Raw genomic sequence first — 17,827 nt, forward strand, 5'->3', positions numbered from 1 at the left:
TTGGATTAATACGTATTCACAAAGCTAGATAGTGTTAAATTTAGTTCTAAAAAATCAAGTCATTATGGGAGAGTACGAAGAGTTTGCTGAGGCATTAATGGATCAATTATCAGTTGAGATTAATGAGGAAAAAGAGATTTCAGAGCTATCCAAAAAAATTTCAGAGGACTCTAGTTTTACAGTAAAATTTGAAGATATTGAAAAGTCATGCCAGGAAATTTTTGATTCACTCAAAGAAAAGATCTCCCAATATGTTGGAATTCCTGTTTCAAATGATTTGAAGATAGTGTATCCAGATTTGCATGATTTTAAAATGCTTAAAGGAAAAAAGGTCTTTGCAGATGATGCGGGCAGAATATTTACTGATAAGCTATTCGATGCAGTTGCAAATGAAAATTTAGAAAAGATTTCTAATTTGATAAAGGAAGATACTGCAAAGTTTTTAGTTTATTCAACTTATGCCAAAGGATACATCTCAAAGATATCAACTACCTATGGAGATTATCTTGACTCTAAAATTTACCTAAACAAATTTGTTCTTTCAAGCTATCCACAAATAATTTTGTACAAGCAGGGTCCACCCTATGAGTCAAGAGCAGAGTCAGTGAGGTCAGGATACACTGGTGCACTAAAGATGACGATGCTTGAAGAAACGGTTCATTCTCTTCAGGAAAACCTTCACAGAGTAAACAAAGAAGCCGTAATCAAGGTAAATACTCTAAATGAAGAGCTTGCAAGGATCATTTTAGCCTTAGATGATCAGACTTCATCAAAGTTATCAGAGTACCTTCAACTTCCTTCTGTTCCTGATGAATTCCCAGTTGCAAGAAGAGCAAATCTGTTTTTTATGCTAAATCCAGATAATTTTATCGTAAATGTGCTAGGGCCAGATGTAATGACGTTTACTAAAGTGGAAGTAGACCCAAAAATTTCTGAAATGGTTCCTGAGTTATTAGACATCTATCAGAGATGGTTAGGCCCAATTCAGACCCATCATGCTGCATTTACTACGATGGAAGGCATGGCAGAATTTGCAGTACAGGATATTCTCAGAGATGATGATGATTTCCAAAATTATCTTACAACGTTTATGGGAACTGATTATTCTTCATACAGAGTGAGAAAAAGTATGGGCAAGGACTTTACATCATCTGTTTTTGAAAAGCACGGAAAGCAGGCATTTAAAATGTTAATTGAGAACCCTCCTTCCACTAGAGAGCTAAAAGACCCATCGCTATACCTGAAAAGAATTTAAAAAATTGGAAGAAAAGTTTGATCCTTTTTTAGCAGAATGGATATCTTTTGCAAAAAGTGATCAGTATAATTTAGTAGAAAAATGTCTCAAGATGTCACAACTCCTTGAGTATCCAGAGCTTGACATTAATTCCTACGTACAAAAAATAAATGAGATTGGCAAAGCACTCAAAGTTTCAGTGACTGAAGTAAAAAATCCCACATACCTAATCTCTATGCTAAATGAAGTGTTGTTTGATAATTTTGGTTACCAAGCAGATGAAGAAGATTACTATAATCCAAAAAACAATTTTCTAAACGCGGTAATTGATAAAAAATCAGGAATACCAATTACTTTGTCAATTCTTTATGCAGAAGTTGCAAAGCATATTGGTTTAGAATTAAAGATCGTAGGATTTCCAAGCCATGTTGTAGTAAAGTACAACGAAGAGATGATCCTCGATCCATTTTATGGTGGAAGGTTATTAGAAATTACAGATCTTCAGGAAATTTTAGATAGAAACTTTGGTGAAGGAGTGGAGTTTGAGCCAAATTTTTTAGATGAGATAACAACAGAAATGATACTCATTAGGCTAGCGAGAAATTTGAAGAACTCGTATGCGCAGTCTTATGCCTATGAGAAATCCCTAAGATGTACCAACATGGTTCTTGCATTGGAAAATAATTCACCGGAAGATATCAGAGACAAAGGAATTCTTGAAGAACGAATGCTAAATTCTGATGTAGCCCTAAAATATCTAAATCAATATCTGGAGATGAATCCAAATGGAGAAGACGTGGATTTTATTTTAGAATTAATTAAAAGTATCAAAGATAAGTCTAGTCAATAATAGACGAGATATCTCTGCCTTCTTTGATCATTCTTATTTCATGTCTTGCAATCTTGTTGCGAAGGGCCTTTTTGAAGACATCAAGTTCGCTTCTTAGAGATGCGACCTCATCTTCAAGTCGTGCGACTCTCTCATAGATGGTTTCTGCTTCTTCACTCATGCTGTTGTAAAAGAAGAATTTTTCCTTAAAAAGTTATGGGTAATTTTGTTGAGGCCTTTGTTAGCTTTTTGAACTACAGATCAAATTCTTGATTGCATGCTGGACATTTTGCTCGCTCTTTTCCTGTTTGTCCGATAATGAATATTCTACCAATAGTTTTGCATAGTGGACACATTCCAGTAGTGACATTCTTTGGCCCAGTCTTGATAATTTTTTGGGTCTTTCTACGCCCCATTCTTAAAAATCCATGAAACGGTCTATTAAGTCTAAGGATGGCGCGGAGAGGGGGATTTGAACCCCCGAGTCCTTGCGGACATGGGATTAGCAATCCCACGCCCTACCAGGCTAGGCGACCTCCGCACACGCATGCTAAACTTAATCTGTAAATAAATTCATTCTTCGCCAAATCTAGAGTAGTTTTTTACGATATCCTCAATTGGGACACGTTTTCCACCAACAATCTTCAAATCAACTTGAACTTTTTTGTTCTCGATTTTGATAATATTGTATGTATTCTCAAACAATCCGCGAACTCGTTCAGATGTTGCAGTTCCAGCATTTACAATTTGTAAATTTTTAAAATTCCAAATCCAAGGTCGGTGTTTATGACCACACAAAACAAGATCTACATCAGTATCAAGAATTGTTCTTAACACATCACCTGCATCAATAACAGTTAATCGATCAGAACCAGTATCTGGAATTCCAATTAGATGGTGATGCATGGCTAGTATCTTTATGCGATTTTTGTATTTTTTCATTGTTCTCTCTAGCCACAAGTTTTGTCTGTATCCAACCTCACCTTCATTTCTATCAGGTCTAGAGGTTCCAAGGGTAACTACAACTACATCTTCTCCTAATTCATTAATTGTTTCAAAAGGAAAGAATTTTTTAAACACAAGATAACCGGTGTTTCGATAATCGTGGTTTCCACTAAGGGCTATGACCTTTTTTGTATTAAATTTAGAGACTAGTTGTTTGCATTTTGTATATTCACTTACCAGTCCCTCATTTGTTAAATCTCCTGTAATTATGATTGCATCAGGCTTTAACTCATTTACTTCTTGTAGAACTTTATCAAAGACTTCTTGTTGAAATTGAGAACCAACATGCAAGTCAGAAAGTTGAACTAGTAACATGACAAAATTATTTTCAATTGCTCTAATAAATTGTCTCTATACAAAATTCGTAGACTAGAGGGTTATTTTCAGGGTAGAGTTAAATAAGTAACATCATGACTTGCAACTGACATGGCAAAGAAAGCAGCCATCATGAAAGGAGATGGTATAGGTCCAGAAGTAGTTGATGCCATGCTAAAGATGCTAAAAGAATGCAACATGCAATCAGAATTAATTTTATGTGAAGCAGGTTCTGAACAATGGGACAGAAACGGTAGAAAGGACAAATCATACATTCCCGATGCAACCATGAAGGTTTTAGAAGAGACTGATGCATGTTTTAAAGGACCAACCACTACAATACCAGTTCCAGGAGCACCAAGAAGTGTTGCAGTAACCCTCAGGCAAAAATTTGAATTATTTTCCAATATAAGACCATGTAAGACATATCAGAGATTAACTCCAAATAGAAATCTTGATTGTGTTTGTTTTAGAGAAGCAACTGAGGGCCTATACACCGGAGTAGAAGCTACACTAACCGACGATGTTGCAATTGCCATCAGAAAAATTTCAAGACAAGGATGTAGAAGATTCATCAGTGCGTCATTAAAGTGGGCAAATGATTACAATATGAAAAAAATGGTTGCAATTACCAAAAGAAATATTCTAAAACAAACAGACGGAATATTTTGGGATGAGATACAAACTGCACTAAAAGATCATCCCGACATTGAGTTATCAGAAATTTACATTGACAACATGGCTCAACAGCTAGTAGTAGCCCCCGAGCAATTCAATGGAGCAGTACTTGTTAGTACAAATCTCTTTATGGATATTATCTCAGAGCTTGCATCCGGATTAATTGGTTCAATCGGATTAATCTATTCTGCAAATATGGGTGAGAATTATGCAATGTTTGAGGCAGCTCATGGAAGTGCACCATCTTTTGCAGGACAAAACAAGGTGAATCCTACTGCGACTGTACTATCTGGTGCATGGATGGCAGAATATCTTGGTGAGCCAGATATTAAAAATGCAATATTTGATGCAACAAATCAAGTAATCAATGAAGGAAAATACGTTACATTTGATATTGGCGGAAATGCAACTACAACACAAATGGCAGATGCAATTACAAACATTGCAAAAGAAAAGCTAAGAAAATAATTATTTTATCGCTTCAACGACAATTAATTCTTCGAAAAATAATTTCTTTGTTGCAAAAATTTTTGCTTTCAAACCCATCTTGTTTGTCTCCTCGACAAGTTTTGTAAAATTTGACAGGGATGAAGTTATAAAGAAAAATTTTCCACCCTTCCTGATGTTTGGAATTGCAGATTTGATTATTTGTAATGGAATCTCAAGGCCTTCTTTTCCACCATCAGTTGCAATATCAAGTATTTCATCAGTAGCAAGATAGGGAAGATTACAAATCACAAGATCAAATTGCAAATTAATTGCATCTGCCCCATAACAACACAAAAGATTCTGTGATGCATAGGTCTGGTTTTTTAATACATCAAGATTGATGTCTGTTCCTACAACAAAATCAAATGAACGCTCAAGTACTTTTGTTAGGTATCCAGATCCAGTTCCTATTTCAAGGGCAGACTTGCCTTTTTCATTTTTAATACAGTCTTCTAAGAAGAAAGTGTCTTCTGCAGGATCATATTGTCCTTTATGCAATTTGTTTTGCAATTTTTATTATTTCATCTCCATCTAATTCATCAAGGCGCTTTTTAGAGTTAGCAGTAATATCAAATTGTTTTAGAATGTTCTGAAGTGTCTTTCTTCTGTACGAAAAGAGCTTGTTTACAGCATGAATCATTTTCAGAGAAAGAGTTCTCTTAGATGTAATTGACAAAACAACAGAGTCAATTTTGGGTGGAGGATTGAAATTTTCTTTTCCTACATGTAGTACTTTTTCTATATCTAAACAATATTGTGCAAGAATGCTTATTGCTCTTTTTTCAGTATTTGAGAGCAATTTTTCTGCAAATTCTTTTTGAACCATTATTACTGCGCGCTCAAATTTTTGCTGAATTAGCCATTCAATTGCCTCTCTACTCTTTGAATAAGGCAAATTAGAGACAAGCACATCAAATTTTTCTCCAGTTTTGAATCCATCACCATGTTGCAATTCAAGATTTGGCAAATTACTGAATTGTTTTTTTGCATTCTCGTAAAGTGTTTTGTCGGCATCAATTGAGATTACTTTTTTTGCGTTTTTACATAATAGGTTTATGAGAATTCCTTTCCCAGTTCCTATCTCCAAGACAGTATCTGTGTTAGTTATCTTTGCTGTACGGACTATCTTTTCTGCAATGGAATTAGATGTTAGAAAGTGTTGTCCTAGTCGCTTTCGCTTTATCATTTTTTGACGAAAAGATTCATTCTAGTTTCGCCAGTTACTTCCTCTAGGATTCTTTGAGAGATATGCTTTATTGGTTCTTTTAACCCAACTCGTTCTTGTATATCATCAAAACTAGTGAATTTTTTCTTTTCTCGTTCTTCTAGCATTGTTTTCATGTATGTTTTACCTATTCCAGGAATAAGTTCAAGTGCATGAATTCTTGGAGTTAATGGCTGTGCATTGTTTAGATAATTTACAAATCTCTCTTCGTTTTCTGTAACAATGTCTTCAACTACTCCAGGTAATTCGCTTTGTGCAGATGATGAGATTTTTTCATACTGTAGTTTTCCCAGTACTGACAAAACTTTGGTTCTTCCATCTTTTCCAATGTATATTCGCTCTCCAACTTCAAATGTTGAATTTGGAATTCCTAAAATTTCTAATAGAGTTAGTCTGTCTTCACCTATTGCAGTAACAATTATTCCTTCACGACCACGAACAGTGGATGATTTTCCCCTTGCATTAAAATCCAATACGTAAGCGTATTCCTCATATTTTCTAGGGGGTACATTAGCCCTTTCCAAAAAAGTCACCTAAAAGAGTTAGGAGTTCTCCTTGATTATCTTCAGCATTTTTTCTAGCGTTTCAGCAAGAATTAATTTTTTCCAACCAAATGTGAAAGAACGTAGTTCTGCCAATGTAGTTGGTCTAATGTTTACGATTTCTACAGCTTCTTCTTCAGTAAGATCACATTCTTTTACTAATTGCTGCTTCATTTTTTTTGCATCTTTTGGATCAATCTTTACAAACTTTGAAACATAATCATATGTCCAGCGTTGAATTTGGTCCATTGATTCTGGATCTCCTTTCTCAAGAATCTCCTTGACCTCAGAAATCGAAATAGCCTGTTTCTTCTTTATCTCTTCCATTATTGAACACCGAACGGTTTGATATGGTCAAATCTAGTGATTAAGGTTTTCGTCTTGTTACCTAGTTTGACATCCAAGGTTACTGCACGTCTTCCAACTTCTGTGACTGTGCCCACCTTTCCATGATATCGTCTGTGAGGCATTCCTTTATGCTGTCTGGAATCAATAATGACTAATGCTCTCTCCCCTACATTATATTCTCGTAGTAGAAATGAAACACCTCTTTGGGAGCTTTTTGTCATGACTGACCTGGATTTATGCTTGAATCCATGTGAGCGGCCAGATGGCTTTTTCGTTGTCATATCTGAGTAAAATCTCGAATAGCCCTATTTTAACACTTACCGTGAAATCAAGCCTACCGATCAAAGTATTCGAATAATGAAAAAGTAGAGGATTATTCCTCTAGAGTATAAAGCTCATGCTTTAGTTTCTTTATTTCGTGCTCTATTATGCGCTTTTGAATTCTTACCATCAGATTCATTGAAATTATATCAAAAAAAATAGGAAAAACGCCAAGCGTAGTAAAAGTTGATTTTTTGCCATAACTTTTGTATTTTTGAGGATAGGGTTTTTTCAAAAATTAAAAAAGAAAATGATTTGTTGCCCAATGGGCAACAACAGGAGAAAAAATTATTCGTTTGTTGGTTCTGATTCGTCTACACTAGATTCCGTTGGTTCTGCAGATGGTTCTTCTTTGATGTCAGTTGTTGTTTCTTCTTTTTTGCTAGTCTTTTTTGCAGTCTTTTTTGTCTTTTTTCCATCCTCATCAGGATCAACTACGCCTGCTTCACCCAATGCAAAGATTACTTCTTCTTCAGGATGATGTGGGCTATCTACCATTCTTGCTATTCTCTTTTTGCCAGATTTCTTAAAGTAGATTCTATAGGTGCTTGTATGTGCCACAACGTTTCCTCCAATTGGTCTTGTAGGATCACCAAAGAAGACATCAGGAGATGCCATAACTTGGTTTGTTGCAATTGCAGCACAATTGTATGTCTCTGCTATACGTGATAGTAGATGTACAAAGTGATTGAGTTTTTGCTGTCGTGCAGATAATGTTCCTCGTCCAAGATATTCAGAGCGGAACAAACCTACAGCAGAATCTGCAATGATTAGTTTGATGTTGTTTTCTTCAATTATTGGTCCTGCCTCTTCGAGAATTAGTACTTGATGTGCACTGTTGTATGCTCTAGCAACAATGATTCGATCTAGAACTTTTTCTGGATCCATCTCATTTGCTTTTGCGATAGCAACAATTCTTTCTGGTCTAAAGGTATTCTCAGTATCAATATACAAGACACCTCCATCCAGACCACCTTCTTCTTTTGATTTTTGAACATTAACACACATTGTGTGACAGAATTGTGTTTTACCACAACCAAACTCACCATAAACTTCAGTAAGAGCTTGGGTTTCTAAGCCTCCATCCAATAATGTATCAAGACAGTTAGTACCTGTGGTGATTTTTCCGATATCCTGTCTTCTTTTGTAGATGTCAGTTGCACTGACAAAGTCTTTTGCAATTAATCCTTCTTCGACTAGTTGCTGTCGTGCTTTGTTGACAATTTTATCTGCAGTGTCTTTCTCCATGCCAGTAATTTCGGCAATTTCGACTGGACCTCGGACTATGAGATCCATAATATTGTGGATTCCTGCGTCAGTTAATTTTCTTGTAGTTACAGGGCCTACACCCTCCAAACTATCTAATCTTAAATCTTCTACCATACCGTAAGGTACGGTACTAGTACTTTATAAGGATGTTGTTTTGTTAAATTATTCTAAAAGAGTTAGTTTAGCTAAAAAGATCTAACGACGTCTTTTTCTTTGTCCTGGTTTGTTTTGACCAGGAATACGACTGAGTACAAATCGCTTCTTAAAGTTGCTCTTGTTTCTAAGGCTAGAGTTAGTACCGACTTTTTTTCTTCCTTCAACCTTTGGAGTTTGTCCTCTAACTTTTCCTGCTTTAGTAAGCGAACCGTGAGTTGCCATAATTAGTCATGATTTGATGTGAATTTATGTATTTGTATAAAATTTACCAATAATTGGCTTTGATCTTCTCAATTACTCGCTCGTGTTCGCGGCTCTTTCGTCTGGCATATCTCTCCATTGCACCCAATGGAACGCCGCCTAAGGAACGTGCAATCATGTTAAAGAAGTATTTCTTGGGACCTTTTTGACCGCCAGTCTTTGTCATGAATTTTTGAATACCATACTTGAAGTTGTGTTGCCAAGTTTTGTACATGACACCTAGTTGTGCCGGGTCCATTTCATTTCCAATGTTAAAGAATTCAGATTTTTCTAGCAAGCCAATTGGAACAAATGTCAAAGGCGTTGTAGTAAACATGGAATCAGGTTGTTCTTTTTCTAATTCATTAATTATCTGAATTGTCTCCCATGAATCTTCTGGGGTCTCATCATTATCTAGACCCATAATCAGGGTAAATGCTGGAACCCAATAGTGCTCATTAAGAGTTTTTACTCCTTCTTTTACAACCCAGTGCCATTCTTCTGGACGGTATGGGGCAAGTTTTCTATCAGCATATTTTTCAATTAATCGTAGACTGCCAGTCTCAAATCCACATTGAACACCAATCAAATTCTCTGCTCCTGAGCGAATAATTTTTGAGATGTTTGGAATTAGTTTTTCATCAGCAATTGCACCTGCAAGAGTTCCATGAGTTGGGTTAGTGTGTTCAACGCCAGTAGACATTATTGCAGTAAACAGCTCCTCTAATGCCTCTCTGTTTGGCTCCATGCCTTTGCTTGTCTTTGGATCCATTCCATAAACAAAGATATCATCACTATGTATCCATGCAGATTTTTCTCCACCTTTTTTGAGGTTTATCTCAATCTCTTTTTTGACTTTTTCAGGCGGATAGTATCTTAATGCTCTAAGTGTAACATCGCAAAATTTGCATCCACGTCCACATCCCCTCATTACTTCAACCATTCCATGCATACTTGGTTCTACAATGTCTGGAATATCTTCAAGGTCTGGTCTGTCCCAAAAGTTTACAAATCTTCCATGGAGTGTGCGACCTTCACGTTGGAATTCTTTTATGTTTACTTTGAAATCACTTCGTTTTCTAAATGGATTCATGTTTTCAAAGTCACCATTAATCAAATAATTGAAAAAGCGTCCTGCATGTCCATCAATTTCAGGGGCTATGCCTCCAAGTTCTCCTTCTAAGATTGCATATAGTCCATATTCCTCGATTTTTTCTGGATCATAGTTGTATTGCCAAGTTCCAGAAGCACCTGCAATAACTTTGGCATTGCTTCCGTTCTTCTTCTTTGCGGCATTAATTCTCATGTGTAAATCTCTATTGTAAAATTCATCATATGACATCTGCTTTCGTCCATAAGTAAAGGTCATAGTAACAGGTCCCATTCCAAGTGGATCCATTTCATATGTTCCAACTACTTGGGTTTCAGGTCCGATGAATTTCTCAATATGATCAGGATGTGCTACAACTACATCTTCTCGTCTAAAGCCATCACGTAACAGTCCTGCCTCTACTTTTCGTAGTCCGTATGGAGCATAATTTGCAACACCGTTTGTGTGTTCTATGGGATTACAGATAAAATCAAACAAAATTTTTGGAGTCACTTGGTTTTTGAGAATTTTATACCAAAAGCTCTTCTTATCACGATGTGGGTCTAGTGCAGGGGCACAGCCAAAAAACGTAGCTAAAGAAAGGTGTCGATATGGCGACATCAAAGTACGATCTGCTGTCAATACTATCTTTGGATGTGCCATTCCCTTGTGGGCAATAATTTCTTAATTTATTTTAAACCTTCCTAGCCAGTCTCAATAATTTTCCAAAATTCCAGCCTTGTTTCTGTAAAAATGACCAAATTCAGGATTTGAAGAGAGACAATTTCCATCAAAGATCGTTCCGTCCTTACACACTAGGTTTTCACCCACACAGCAGCTACCACATATTCCTACACCACATTTCATCATTCTCTCAAGACTTGCTTGTACAAAGAGATTATTGGAGTTTGCAATTTGTACTGTCTTGTACATCATTTTTTCTGGTCCACAAGTGTAAATTCCATCAAACTTTACTTCTTTACATAATTTTTCGACAATATCAGTGACAAATCCCTTGGTACCATAGCTTCCATCATCAGTTGTGACAATAACTTTGTGATTATTTTTTTGCAGTAAATGGTTTGCCAAGTCTTCAAAGAAAACTTCATCTTTTGTTTTTGCTCCCATTACAACAGTTACATTATCTGTTGGTTTAAGATGAGTGATTAATCGCATCAAAGGAACTAGCCCAGTACCTCCACCTACAAGTAATAATTTTCCTGATTTAATATCAAAAGAATTTCCATATGGTCCCCTCACACCAATTTGTTGACCTGGACCAATATTGTATAGACCAGTAGAAGCAGGACCATGTCGACGAACAGTAAATGCAGCCTTTCCCTTATCTTGTGAAATCATGACACTCATTGGTAATTCATTAATTCCAGGAATCCAAACCATCGCAAATTGCCCAGGTAAAACATTAGACATTACATCATCAGAAAATATCAAGGTTCTAACTGTAGGTGTTTCATCTATTACTTTCTCAATAGTACAAATTGTAGGATGATTATGATTTCTTTGCACGGCCTATCATCTCCTCAATTTTTGTAATGCCCTTTCTTTCCATGTATTTTTCTATACCAACATTGATTTCATTAAATATTTCAAGCCAGTTGTCTCCAATCGCACTACCAATTTGAATTGCTGATGCTCCAGCTAAAAAGAATTCTACGGCATCTTCCCATGTAGATATTCCTCCACATCCAATTATTGGAATATCATATTTGGATGATATTTCAAAAACACATCGTAACGCGACGGGTTTGATCGGAGTGCCAGATAGTCCTCCTATTTTGTTGCTAAGAATTGGTCGCTGTGTTTCAACATCAATTGCCATGGCACGTAGGGTGTTAATTGCAGTTATTGCGTCAATTCCCGAATCAATGCATGCTCCAACAGTATTAAGATAATGAGTAGTTCCCAATCCAACCTTGGCTATTACAGGTACATCAGTAGATTTTTTGACAGTCTTTACAATTTTTTTAACTAGTTCAGGATCATCGCCCACCTCTAGCCCCACTTTTGCTACATGAGGGCAGGATAGATTTAGCTCATATGCAACAACCTTACAGTTTTCAAATTGAGATACCATGAATTCAAAGTCTTCCCCAACAGAGCCAACAAGACTGACAATAATTGGAACGTCCTTGTTTTGAGAAATCATCTTTGCAAAGTTAGTTGCTCCAGGGTTTGAGAGACCAACTGCGTTAATCCATCCACCTCCTTTTACGCTAAATATTGTAGGATTTGGATATCCCTCCCATGGTTCTTTGCTCAATGACTTTGTAACTACAGCTCCAGCCCCTGACTGATGAATTCTCTTAAAGACATCTAATGAAATTCCTAAAATTCCAGAAGCGAGCATTATTGGACGCTCTAATTTGATAGGTCCCAAGGAGGTCGCAAGAGAGGGTTTCACTTTTAAATCTAGTTTGACTTTGGAATATAATAGTTGATTCTAGTCTTTGCTGGTACCTTTTTTAATGGAATGATTTGAAATCAACTAGTTATGCAGACAGTCGTTTTGACAGAGATGGGAATCGCAGTATTCGAGGAGAAAAAATGTAAGAAATCATTTCCATTCTCAAATCCATCAAAAGAGTACATTTCAGTACGAAAAGGAGAAGCCAGAATACATGATCTGATTGATTATGTTGCAAATCTTGACGGTGTGATCTCTGTAAGTGATGAAGCATTGTTATCAATTTTGAAAAAAAATTCTATTGATGCTCAATTAATGAGTGAGGATGGAGTAAATGAAATTCATGCTTCAAAGCCTGAAATTCTTGTAACAGCAGGTTTTGCAAAAGATCAAAACGATGCAATGGTAAAACTTCGAGATTTTGCTATTCAATTATCCTCATCAAAAGTTACCGAAGTATCTGAAAGTCCAGACTTGCACATCATTCAGGCTATCAACACATTAGATGACATTGATAAGATTGGAAACGGAGTTAGCTCGAGATTAAGGGAGTGGTATGGGCTACATTTTCCCGAATTAGACAACATTATTGATAGTGTATATGGATATGCACAGATTGTTTTAGCAGGAAAAAGATCTCAACTAACAAAGAATGTATTTGTTGATGCAGGATTTCCAGAATCAAAAGTTGAGATGTTGCTTTTAGTAAGTGAGAAAAGTCGTGGAGGGGATATTTCAGATGAAAATCTATCAATTGTTCAGTCATTAGCAAGACAAATTGTTGAACTACATGATTTAAGAAAAAAGTTAGAATCACATATTGAAATTCAGATGAATGAGATTGCTCCTAATTTTGCTGCAATTCTTGGAACTGCAGTGGGAGCAAGAATTCTTGCCAGAGCAGGAGGATTAAAGAAACTTGCATCAATGCCTGCCAGTACAATTCAAGTTCTTGGTGCAGAAAAGGCACTATTTAGATCATTAAAGACAGGCTCCCAACCACCAAAACACGGATTGTTATTTCAGCATGCACTAGTTCATGCAGCGCCAAGATGGCAGCGTGGAAAGATAGCACGTGCAGTAGCTGCAAAGGCTGCAATTGCTGCACGAGTCGATGTGTATGGAGGAGGTCTTAACAAGACATTACTTGAGAAGCTAAACATTCGAGTCGATGAGATTGGTAAAAAGTACAAAGAACCCACTGAGAAAAAACCAACTCCAAGAGGAGATTTCCGAAGTGATAGAGGAGAGTCAAGAGGAAATCGTGACTTTAGAAGAAGTGATAGAGGAGAGTCAAGAGGAAATCGTGACTTTAGAAGAAGTGATAGAGGAGAGTCAAGAGGAAATCGTGACTTTAGAAGAAGTGATAGAGGAGAGTCAAGAGGAAATCGTGACTTTAGAAGAAGTGATAGAGGAGAGTCAAGAGGAAATCGTGACTTTAGAAGAAGTGATAGAGGAGAGTCAAGAGGAAATCGTGACTTTAGAAGAAGTGATAGAGGAGAGTCAAGAGGAAATCGTGACTTTAGAAGAAGTGATAGAGGAGAGTCAAGAGATAATGATAAATCAAAAATGAAAGGCAAGAAGCGAAAAAAGTTTGGCAGAAGATAATGCTTTTGTCTGGGTTAAATCAGAAGGTAGAGATTCACTTGCTACTGAAAATTTAATTCCAGGCAATCAGGTTTACAACGAAAAATTAATTCTAAAAAAAGGTGTAGAGTATAGAACATGGGATGCATTTAGAAGTAAGCTTGCAGCTGCAATAAGGAATAATCTTGAAGACTTTCCTTTCAAAGATAAATCCAAAGTACTGTATCTTGGTGCATCCACTGGAACGACTGTAAGTCATATTTCTGATATCGTAGGTCCTCAGGGTAAAGTTTTTGCAGTAGAGCACGCAAGCAGAGTTGCACGTGATTTATTGGACAGGGTAGCATCATACAGATCCAATATAACACCAATAATTCAGGACGCAAGACAACCAAAAGATTACTTTTCAATGTATGGTAAGGTGGACATTGTTTATTGTGACATTGCACAGCCAGATCAGACAGATATTGCTATTTCAAATTGTAAATTATATCTCAAGGAAGAGGGCTATCTGTTTTTAGTAATTAAGACAAGAAGTATTGATGTCACAAAATCACCCCAAAGAATTATTGAAGAACAAATAAAGAAATTGGAGAAAAATTTTGATGTTTTACAAACTATAGATCTAAAGCCGTATGACAAAGATCATGCAATGGTAATTGCTACGTATTCAAAAAACTAGTGTGAGTTTACAATATTTTGAACGGGTTTCCAGCTTGCTCTAACAAATTTTGGTAGCTCATGAAATTCTGACAAATATGCTTTGACAAAATTAATTGCTTTAACATCAGAAGGGTAACCACTACCTACATCGTATTTCTTTTGTAAACGTGAAATTGCCCTATCTCTGCTTACCTTAGCAATAATTGATGCAGCAGAAACTATGACAAAACGGTCATCTGCGTGATGATATGAGCGAATTTTCTTACCATTTGATAATTTTGATATTTCCTTCCCAAATCTTTTTGGGTTTACATCACAAGAATCAACGTAGGATATACCAGGTTGGAGTTTGGTAATTACTTTGGCCATGTATTTGGCCTCTAAATTATTCAAATCATGTTTTTGGACGCTTTTATCAATGGTCTTTGGGGCAATTTTAGCCACATAATAGTCATCAGCAAATTCAATGATCTTTTTGTAGAGACGTTCTCTTTCTGCTGGAGATAATTTTTTAGAATCACGAATTCCCATTGCGCTTAGTTTTCTAATTTTTGATCGTTGTAGTGAAACTCCTGCAATAACTAATGGCCCTAACAAAGAACCCCTACCAGCATCATCTACCCCGCATACTTGCACGATAATTCTGATTATGAAACGATATTAAATCATTTTAGTGAAAGAAAATCATCACACTATAATCAATTTGTTAGTACAGAAGGGTTTAGAATAAATCAGAGGAGAGTAGAGATACAACAGAAATTGAATAACAATGATTAAAGAAAAATGTGACAGATGTGGTAGTCCACTTGGTACAGAAAGTAAAAAGACAAAGCAGCGTTTTTGTGGAAACTGTAGACGAAAATTTCAATTATAACTTCATTTGGCAAGTTTTAATGGATTTTTAAAAAATTGCTACAGGTAAAATTTCTCGATACCCATAATAGGTTTGTAAAATAAATCCTTTTGATGCAGAATTCAGATTTTGATATTGCAGAAATCATAGAAGGAACAACAAAATTTCTTGTTCCAAGAGAATCTATTACTGAAAAAGTTCCACCAAAAGAGCCTGCATTCTTTAACCCTAGGGCAAAACTAAACAGAGATTTTTCCATCATTGCATATTCTGCATTTTTAAAAAATTTTGATGGACCAAAAATCTTTCTTGAAGGATTATCAGGTTTAGGGGCAAGAGGATTACGAGTTTCAAATGAAATTAAAAGTGTAGAAAAAGTTGTGATTAATGATCTAAATCCTAGTGCATTAGATATTGCAAAAAGATCTGCAAAATTAAATGAATTAAAAAACGTAGATTTTTCAGAAAATGAAATTTGTCGTTTTCTAAGTGATTATTCTAAAAAAGGAAATAGAGGAACTATAGTAGACATTGATCCATTCGGTTCACCCTCTAGATACATCGATTGTGGTATTAGGGCAACAATGCACGGTGGAATGCTATCAGTTACTGCAACTGACCTTCAGGTTCTTCATGGTCTGTTCCAAAATGCATGTAAGCGACGATATGGAGGAACTCCAATCAAAGTAGAATACGGAAATGAGATAGCTATCAGATTGATTTTAGGATGCATAAGAAGTGTTGCAGCAAGATTGGATATTGAGTTTATTCCTTTATTTGTTGAAAGTGACATGCATTATTATCGGGTGTATCTAAAAATTCTAAATCGTCCAGACCAAGAAGAAAATTTAGGTTATATCATACACTGTAAAAAATGTGGAAAAAGAGAAACATCATTAGAAAAGAAGATTAACTGTGAATCTTGTGGTGAAAAAAATCATCATGCAGGTCCTTTATGGATTGGAAAAATGTTTGATAAGAAATTTCTTGAGCTGATGTTAGATGAAACTACAAATTTCCAAGTGGATAAAACCTGTGAGAGAATAATTCAAAAATGCATTTTAGAAGAAGACATGCCTGGCACATACTATACTTTGGATGAAATTGCATCAAGATTAAAGACCTCACCGATAAGATTAGAAAAAATTATTGAGAAATTACAAGAAAGTGGTTTTAAGGCAAGTCAAACATGTCTAAATCCAACGGGTTTTAGAACAGATGCAGATATTGAAAAGATTAAAGAGTTTTTTTAGAGTCCAAATCCTAAGCAAACATAGTATAGCTCACTTGCAGCTTTTCTGCTTGCATTTGGTTTTGTTAACTTTACTTTGGCAAATTGTTTTTTTAGATAATCACGAAATTCAGTCGAATATTCACCATCGAACACTTTGAAAACTGCATTTCCCTTGTGAGTCAAGACTTGCTCCATAATTTTTACTGCATCATAATTTAGTGATATTTGCTTTGCATGATCGACAGACCAATTGCCAGTTACTTGTGGAGATAAATCACATATTACTGCATTAGCTTTGCGGCCAAAGTACTCTAAGATTTCATCAACGATGGATTCATCCTCGATGTTTTCACGCATAATGTAGGCACCGGCTATTTCTTCAACATAAGATGTGTCAACGCCAATAACTTTGCCTTGATTGCCAACTAGTTGAGCTGCTACTTGTGTCCAACCTCCTGGAGCACATCCTAAATCAAGAACATAAAATCCCGGACCAATAATTCGATATGCTTTGTTTAGTTCTTTGAGTTTGAAAGCAGCTCTGCTCCGATAACCTTGTTCACGGGCGAGTTTTCTGTAATGATCTCGCCTTGCGTCAATTAGCTTCATTGTGAAACCTTTGGTTTCTTCAAATCAGCTGTGACCCATTCATCAATCCATTGGCAAGTTCTTGGACTGATTTCACCATCCAAGGAACATTTTTGCTCTACAGGACAGATAAGACATGGAGCATTTTCAATTGATTGTGTACTAATTGGAGTCTTTTTTAGAATTAGTTTGTATGTCCAACGTCCTTTTTCAAGTAGTTTTTCTCTATTGATGATTCCAGTACGTTCTAGTTTTAGTGCTAATCGTGAGCCATCCCTACTACTAAGTTTGAGTTTTTTCCATAGTTCACTTTGAAACATTCCATTTGATTCATACTTTGCGAGCATTTCACAAACTCGGTTTGTGAGTTTTTCCATATCGACTTTTTCAATTTGAAAATTTTCAATCTCTGCATCAGTGAGTTGTTCTTCTAATTCTTCTTCTAAGGTTCGCTGCTCTTCTGCTTCTTTCTTTGCTGCTAGTTCTCTTTCTTGTTTTTTTGTTAATTTTACTTTCTTTTCTTCTTTCTTTGTAGTCTTTTTGGTTTTAGTTTCTTCTTTCTTTGCTTCCTTCTTTGATTTCTTTGGCTCTTTCTTTGCAGTCTTTTTGGTTTTAGTTTCTTCTTTCTTTGCTTCCTTCTTTGATTTCTTTGGCTCTTTCTTTGCAGTCTTTTTGGTTTTAGTTTCTTCTTTCTTTGCTTCCTTCTTTGGTTTCTTTGGCTCTTTCTTTGCAGTCT

The 17,827-nt window shown here is 36.0% G+C and carries 21 protein-coding genes and 1 tRNA gene; 6 read left to right on the forward strand and 16 right to left on the reverse strand.

Translation table 11 applies throughout. The features are described from left to right. Positions 1–64 precede the first annotated feature (64 nt). Positions 65–1,255, forward strand: a complete 1,191-nt coding sequence (locus DWQ18_07440) for a hypothetical protein (GenBank protein ID RDJ33001.1) — start codon at positions 65–67, stop codon at positions 1,253–1,255. A gap of 4 nt (positions 1,256–1,259) precedes the next feature. Then, a complete protein-coding gene (locus DWQ18_07445; GenBank protein RDJ33002.1) occupies positions 1,260–2,084 on the forward strand; it encodes a hypothetical protein in 825 nt (274 codons plus the stop codon). A 433-nt stretch (positions 2,085–2,517) separates the two neighbouring features. On the opposite strand, the gene DWQ18_07450 is transcribed toward DWQ18_07445, so the two are convergent. Next, a tRNA-Ser gene (locus DWQ18_07450) sits at positions 2,518–2,604 on the reverse strand. A 32-nt stretch (positions 2,605–2,636) separates the two neighbouring features. Further along, entirely contained in the window at positions 2,637–3,383 is a 747-nt protein-coding gene (locus tag DWQ18_07455; protein ID RDJ33003.1) for a metallophosphoesterase, read from the reverse strand. A 111-nt stretch (positions 3,384–3,494) separates the two neighbouring features. Here DWQ18_07455 and DWQ18_07460 point away from each other — a divergent pair, with 111 nt between their 5' ends. Then, on the forward strand, positions 3,495–4,529 hold the full coding sequence (locus DWQ18_07460) for an isocitrate/isopropylmalate dehydrogenase family protein (protein ID RDJ33004.1): 1,035 nt from the start codon (positions 3,495–3,497) through the stop codon (positions 4,527–4,529). On the opposite strand, the gene DWQ18_07465 is transcribed toward DWQ18_07460, so the two are convergent. The 11 genes from DWQ18_07465 to DWQ18_07515 all read right to left on the reverse strand — a co-directional run bounded on the left by DWQ18_07465 (position 4,530) and on the right by DWQ18_07515 (position 12,163). Then, positions 4,530–5,060: a methylase gene (locus DWQ18_07465; GenBank protein RDJ33005.1), complete on the reverse strand. Its 531-nt coding sequence runs from the start codon at positions 5,058–5,060 to the stop codon at positions 4,530–4,532. Then, entirely contained in the window at positions 5,041–5,736 is a 696-nt protein-coding gene (gene rsmA / locus DWQ18_07470; protein RDJ33006.1) for a ribosomal RNA small subunit methyltransferase A, read from the reverse strand. Before rsmA ends, DWQ18_07465 begins: the two co-directional genes overlap by 20 nt. Beyond that, positions 5,733–6,299, reverse strand: a complete 567-nt coding sequence (locus tag DWQ18_07475) for a DUF655 domain-containing protein (GenBank protein RDJ33007.1) — start codon at positions 6,297–6,299, stop codon at positions 5,733–5,735. Before DWQ18_07475 ends, rsmA begins: the two co-directional genes overlap by 4 nt. 18 nt (positions 6,300–6,317) lie before the next feature. Further along, complete coding sequence (locus DWQ18_07480; protein ID RDJ33008.1) at positions 6,318–6,644, reverse strand: RNA polymerase Rpb4; 327 nt, start codon at positions 6,642–6,644, stop codon at positions 6,318–6,320. Then, positions 6,644–6,946, reverse strand: a complete 303-nt coding sequence (locus DWQ18_07485) for a 50S ribosomal protein L21 (GenBank protein RDJ33009.1) — start codon at positions 6,944–6,946, stop codon at positions 6,644–6,646. Before DWQ18_07485 ends, DWQ18_07480 begins: the two co-directional genes overlap by 1 nt. A 92-nt stretch (positions 6,947–7,038) precedes the next feature. Next, positions 7,039–7,221, reverse strand: coding sequence for a hypothetical protein (locus tag DWQ18_07490; protein RDJ33010.1), 183 nt, complete (start codon positions 7,219–7,221; stop codon positions 7,039–7,041). Between the two features lie 53 nt (positions 7,222–7,274). Next, positions 7,275–8,369: a DNA repair and recombination protein RadA gene (locus DWQ18_07495; GenBank protein ID RDJ33011.1), complete on the reverse strand. Its 1,095-nt coding sequence runs from the start codon at positions 8,367–8,369 to the stop codon at positions 7,275–7,277. A gap of 81 nt (positions 8,370–8,450) precedes the next feature. Further along, a complete protein-coding gene (locus tag DWQ18_07500; protein ID RDJ33012.1) occupies positions 8,451–8,633 on the reverse strand; it encodes a 30S ribosomal protein S30 in 183 nt (60 codons plus the stop codon). Between the two features lie 43 nt (positions 8,634–8,676). Then, the gene (locus DWQ18_07505; GenBank protein ID RDJ33013.1) at positions 8,677–10,404 is read right to left on the reverse strand and encodes a radical SAM protein; all 1,728 of its coding nucleotides are present in this window, start codon (positions 10,402–10,404) and stop codon (positions 8,677–8,679) included. Positions 10,405–10,455: 51 nt separating this feature from the next. Then, a complete protein-coding gene (locus DWQ18_07510; GenBank protein RDJ33014.1) occupies positions 10,456–11,268 on the reverse strand; it encodes a dihydroorotate dehydrogenase electron transfer subunit in 813 nt (270 codons plus the stop codon). Beyond that, positions 11,252–12,163 carry a dihydroorotate dehydrogenase gene (locus DWQ18_07515; GenBank protein ID RDJ33015.1) on the reverse strand — a complete coding sequence of 304 codons (912 nt, stop codon included), beginning with the start codon at positions 12,161–12,163 and terminating at the stop codon, positions 11,252–11,254. The genes DWQ18_07510 and DWQ18_07515 overlap by 17 nt, the downstream gene beginning before the upstream one ends. 90 nt (positions 12,164–12,253) lie before the next feature. Here DWQ18_07515 and DWQ18_07520 point away from each other — a divergent pair, with 90 nt between their 5' ends. Both DWQ18_07520 and DWQ18_07525 read left to right on the forward strand, forming a co-directional pair. Continuing rightward, positions 12,254–13,774 carry a ribonucleotide-diphosphate reductase subunit beta gene (locus DWQ18_07520; GenBank protein ID RDJ33016.1) on the forward strand — a complete coding sequence of 507 codons (1,521 nt, stop codon included), beginning with the start codon at positions 12,254–12,256 and terminating at the stop codon, positions 13,772–13,774. Further along, positions 13,761–14,435 (forward strand): fibrillarin-like rRNA/tRNA 2'-O-methyltransferase, encoded by a 675-nt coding sequence (locus DWQ18_07525; protein RDJ33017.1) that lies wholly within the window; start codon positions 13,761–13,763, stop codon positions 14,433–14,435. Before DWQ18_07520 ends, DWQ18_07525 begins: the two co-directional genes overlap by 14 nt. On the opposite strand, the gene DWQ18_07530 is transcribed toward DWQ18_07525, so the two are convergent. Then, positions 14,432–15,052, reverse strand: coding sequence for a ribonuclease HII (locus DWQ18_07530; GenBank protein ID RDJ33018.1), 621 nt, complete (start codon positions 15,050–15,052; stop codon positions 14,432–14,434). The two genes, DWQ18_07525 and DWQ18_07530, sit on opposite strands and share 4 nt — an antisense overlap. A 330-nt stretch (positions 15,053–15,382) precedes the next feature. Between DWQ18_07530 and DWQ18_07535 the strand changes: the two genes are divergently transcribed. Then, the gene (locus DWQ18_07535) at positions 15,383–16,522 is read left to right on the forward strand and encodes a tRNA (guanine-N1)-methyltransferase (protein RDJ33019.1); all 1,140 of its coding nucleotides are present in this window, start codon (positions 15,383–15,385) and stop codon (positions 16,520–16,522) included. Here the strand turns inward: DWQ18_07535 and DWQ18_07540 are convergent. Together DWQ18_07540 and DWQ18_07545 are read right to left on the reverse strand one after the other, a co-directional pair. After that, positions 16,519–17,112 (reverse strand): RlmE family RNA methyltransferase, encoded by a 594-nt coding sequence (locus tag DWQ18_07540; protein ID RDJ33020.1) that lies wholly within the window; start codon positions 17,110–17,112, stop codon positions 16,519–16,521. The two genes, DWQ18_07535 and DWQ18_07540, sit on opposite strands and share 4 nt — an antisense overlap. Continuing rightward, complete coding sequence (locus DWQ18_07545; protein ID RDJ33437.1) at positions 17,109–17,468, reverse strand: transcriptional regulator; 360 nt, start codon at positions 17,466–17,468, stop codon at positions 17,109–17,111. The genes DWQ18_07540 and DWQ18_07545 overlap by 4 nt, the downstream gene beginning before the upstream one ends. Positions 17,469–17,827: the final 359 nt, after the last annotated feature.

The sequence above is a fragment of the Thermoproteota archaeon genome (assembly GCA_003352285.1).
Taxonomy (GTDB): domain Archaea; phylum Thermoproteota; class Nitrososphaeria; order Nitrososphaerales; family Nitrosopumilaceae; genus PXYB01.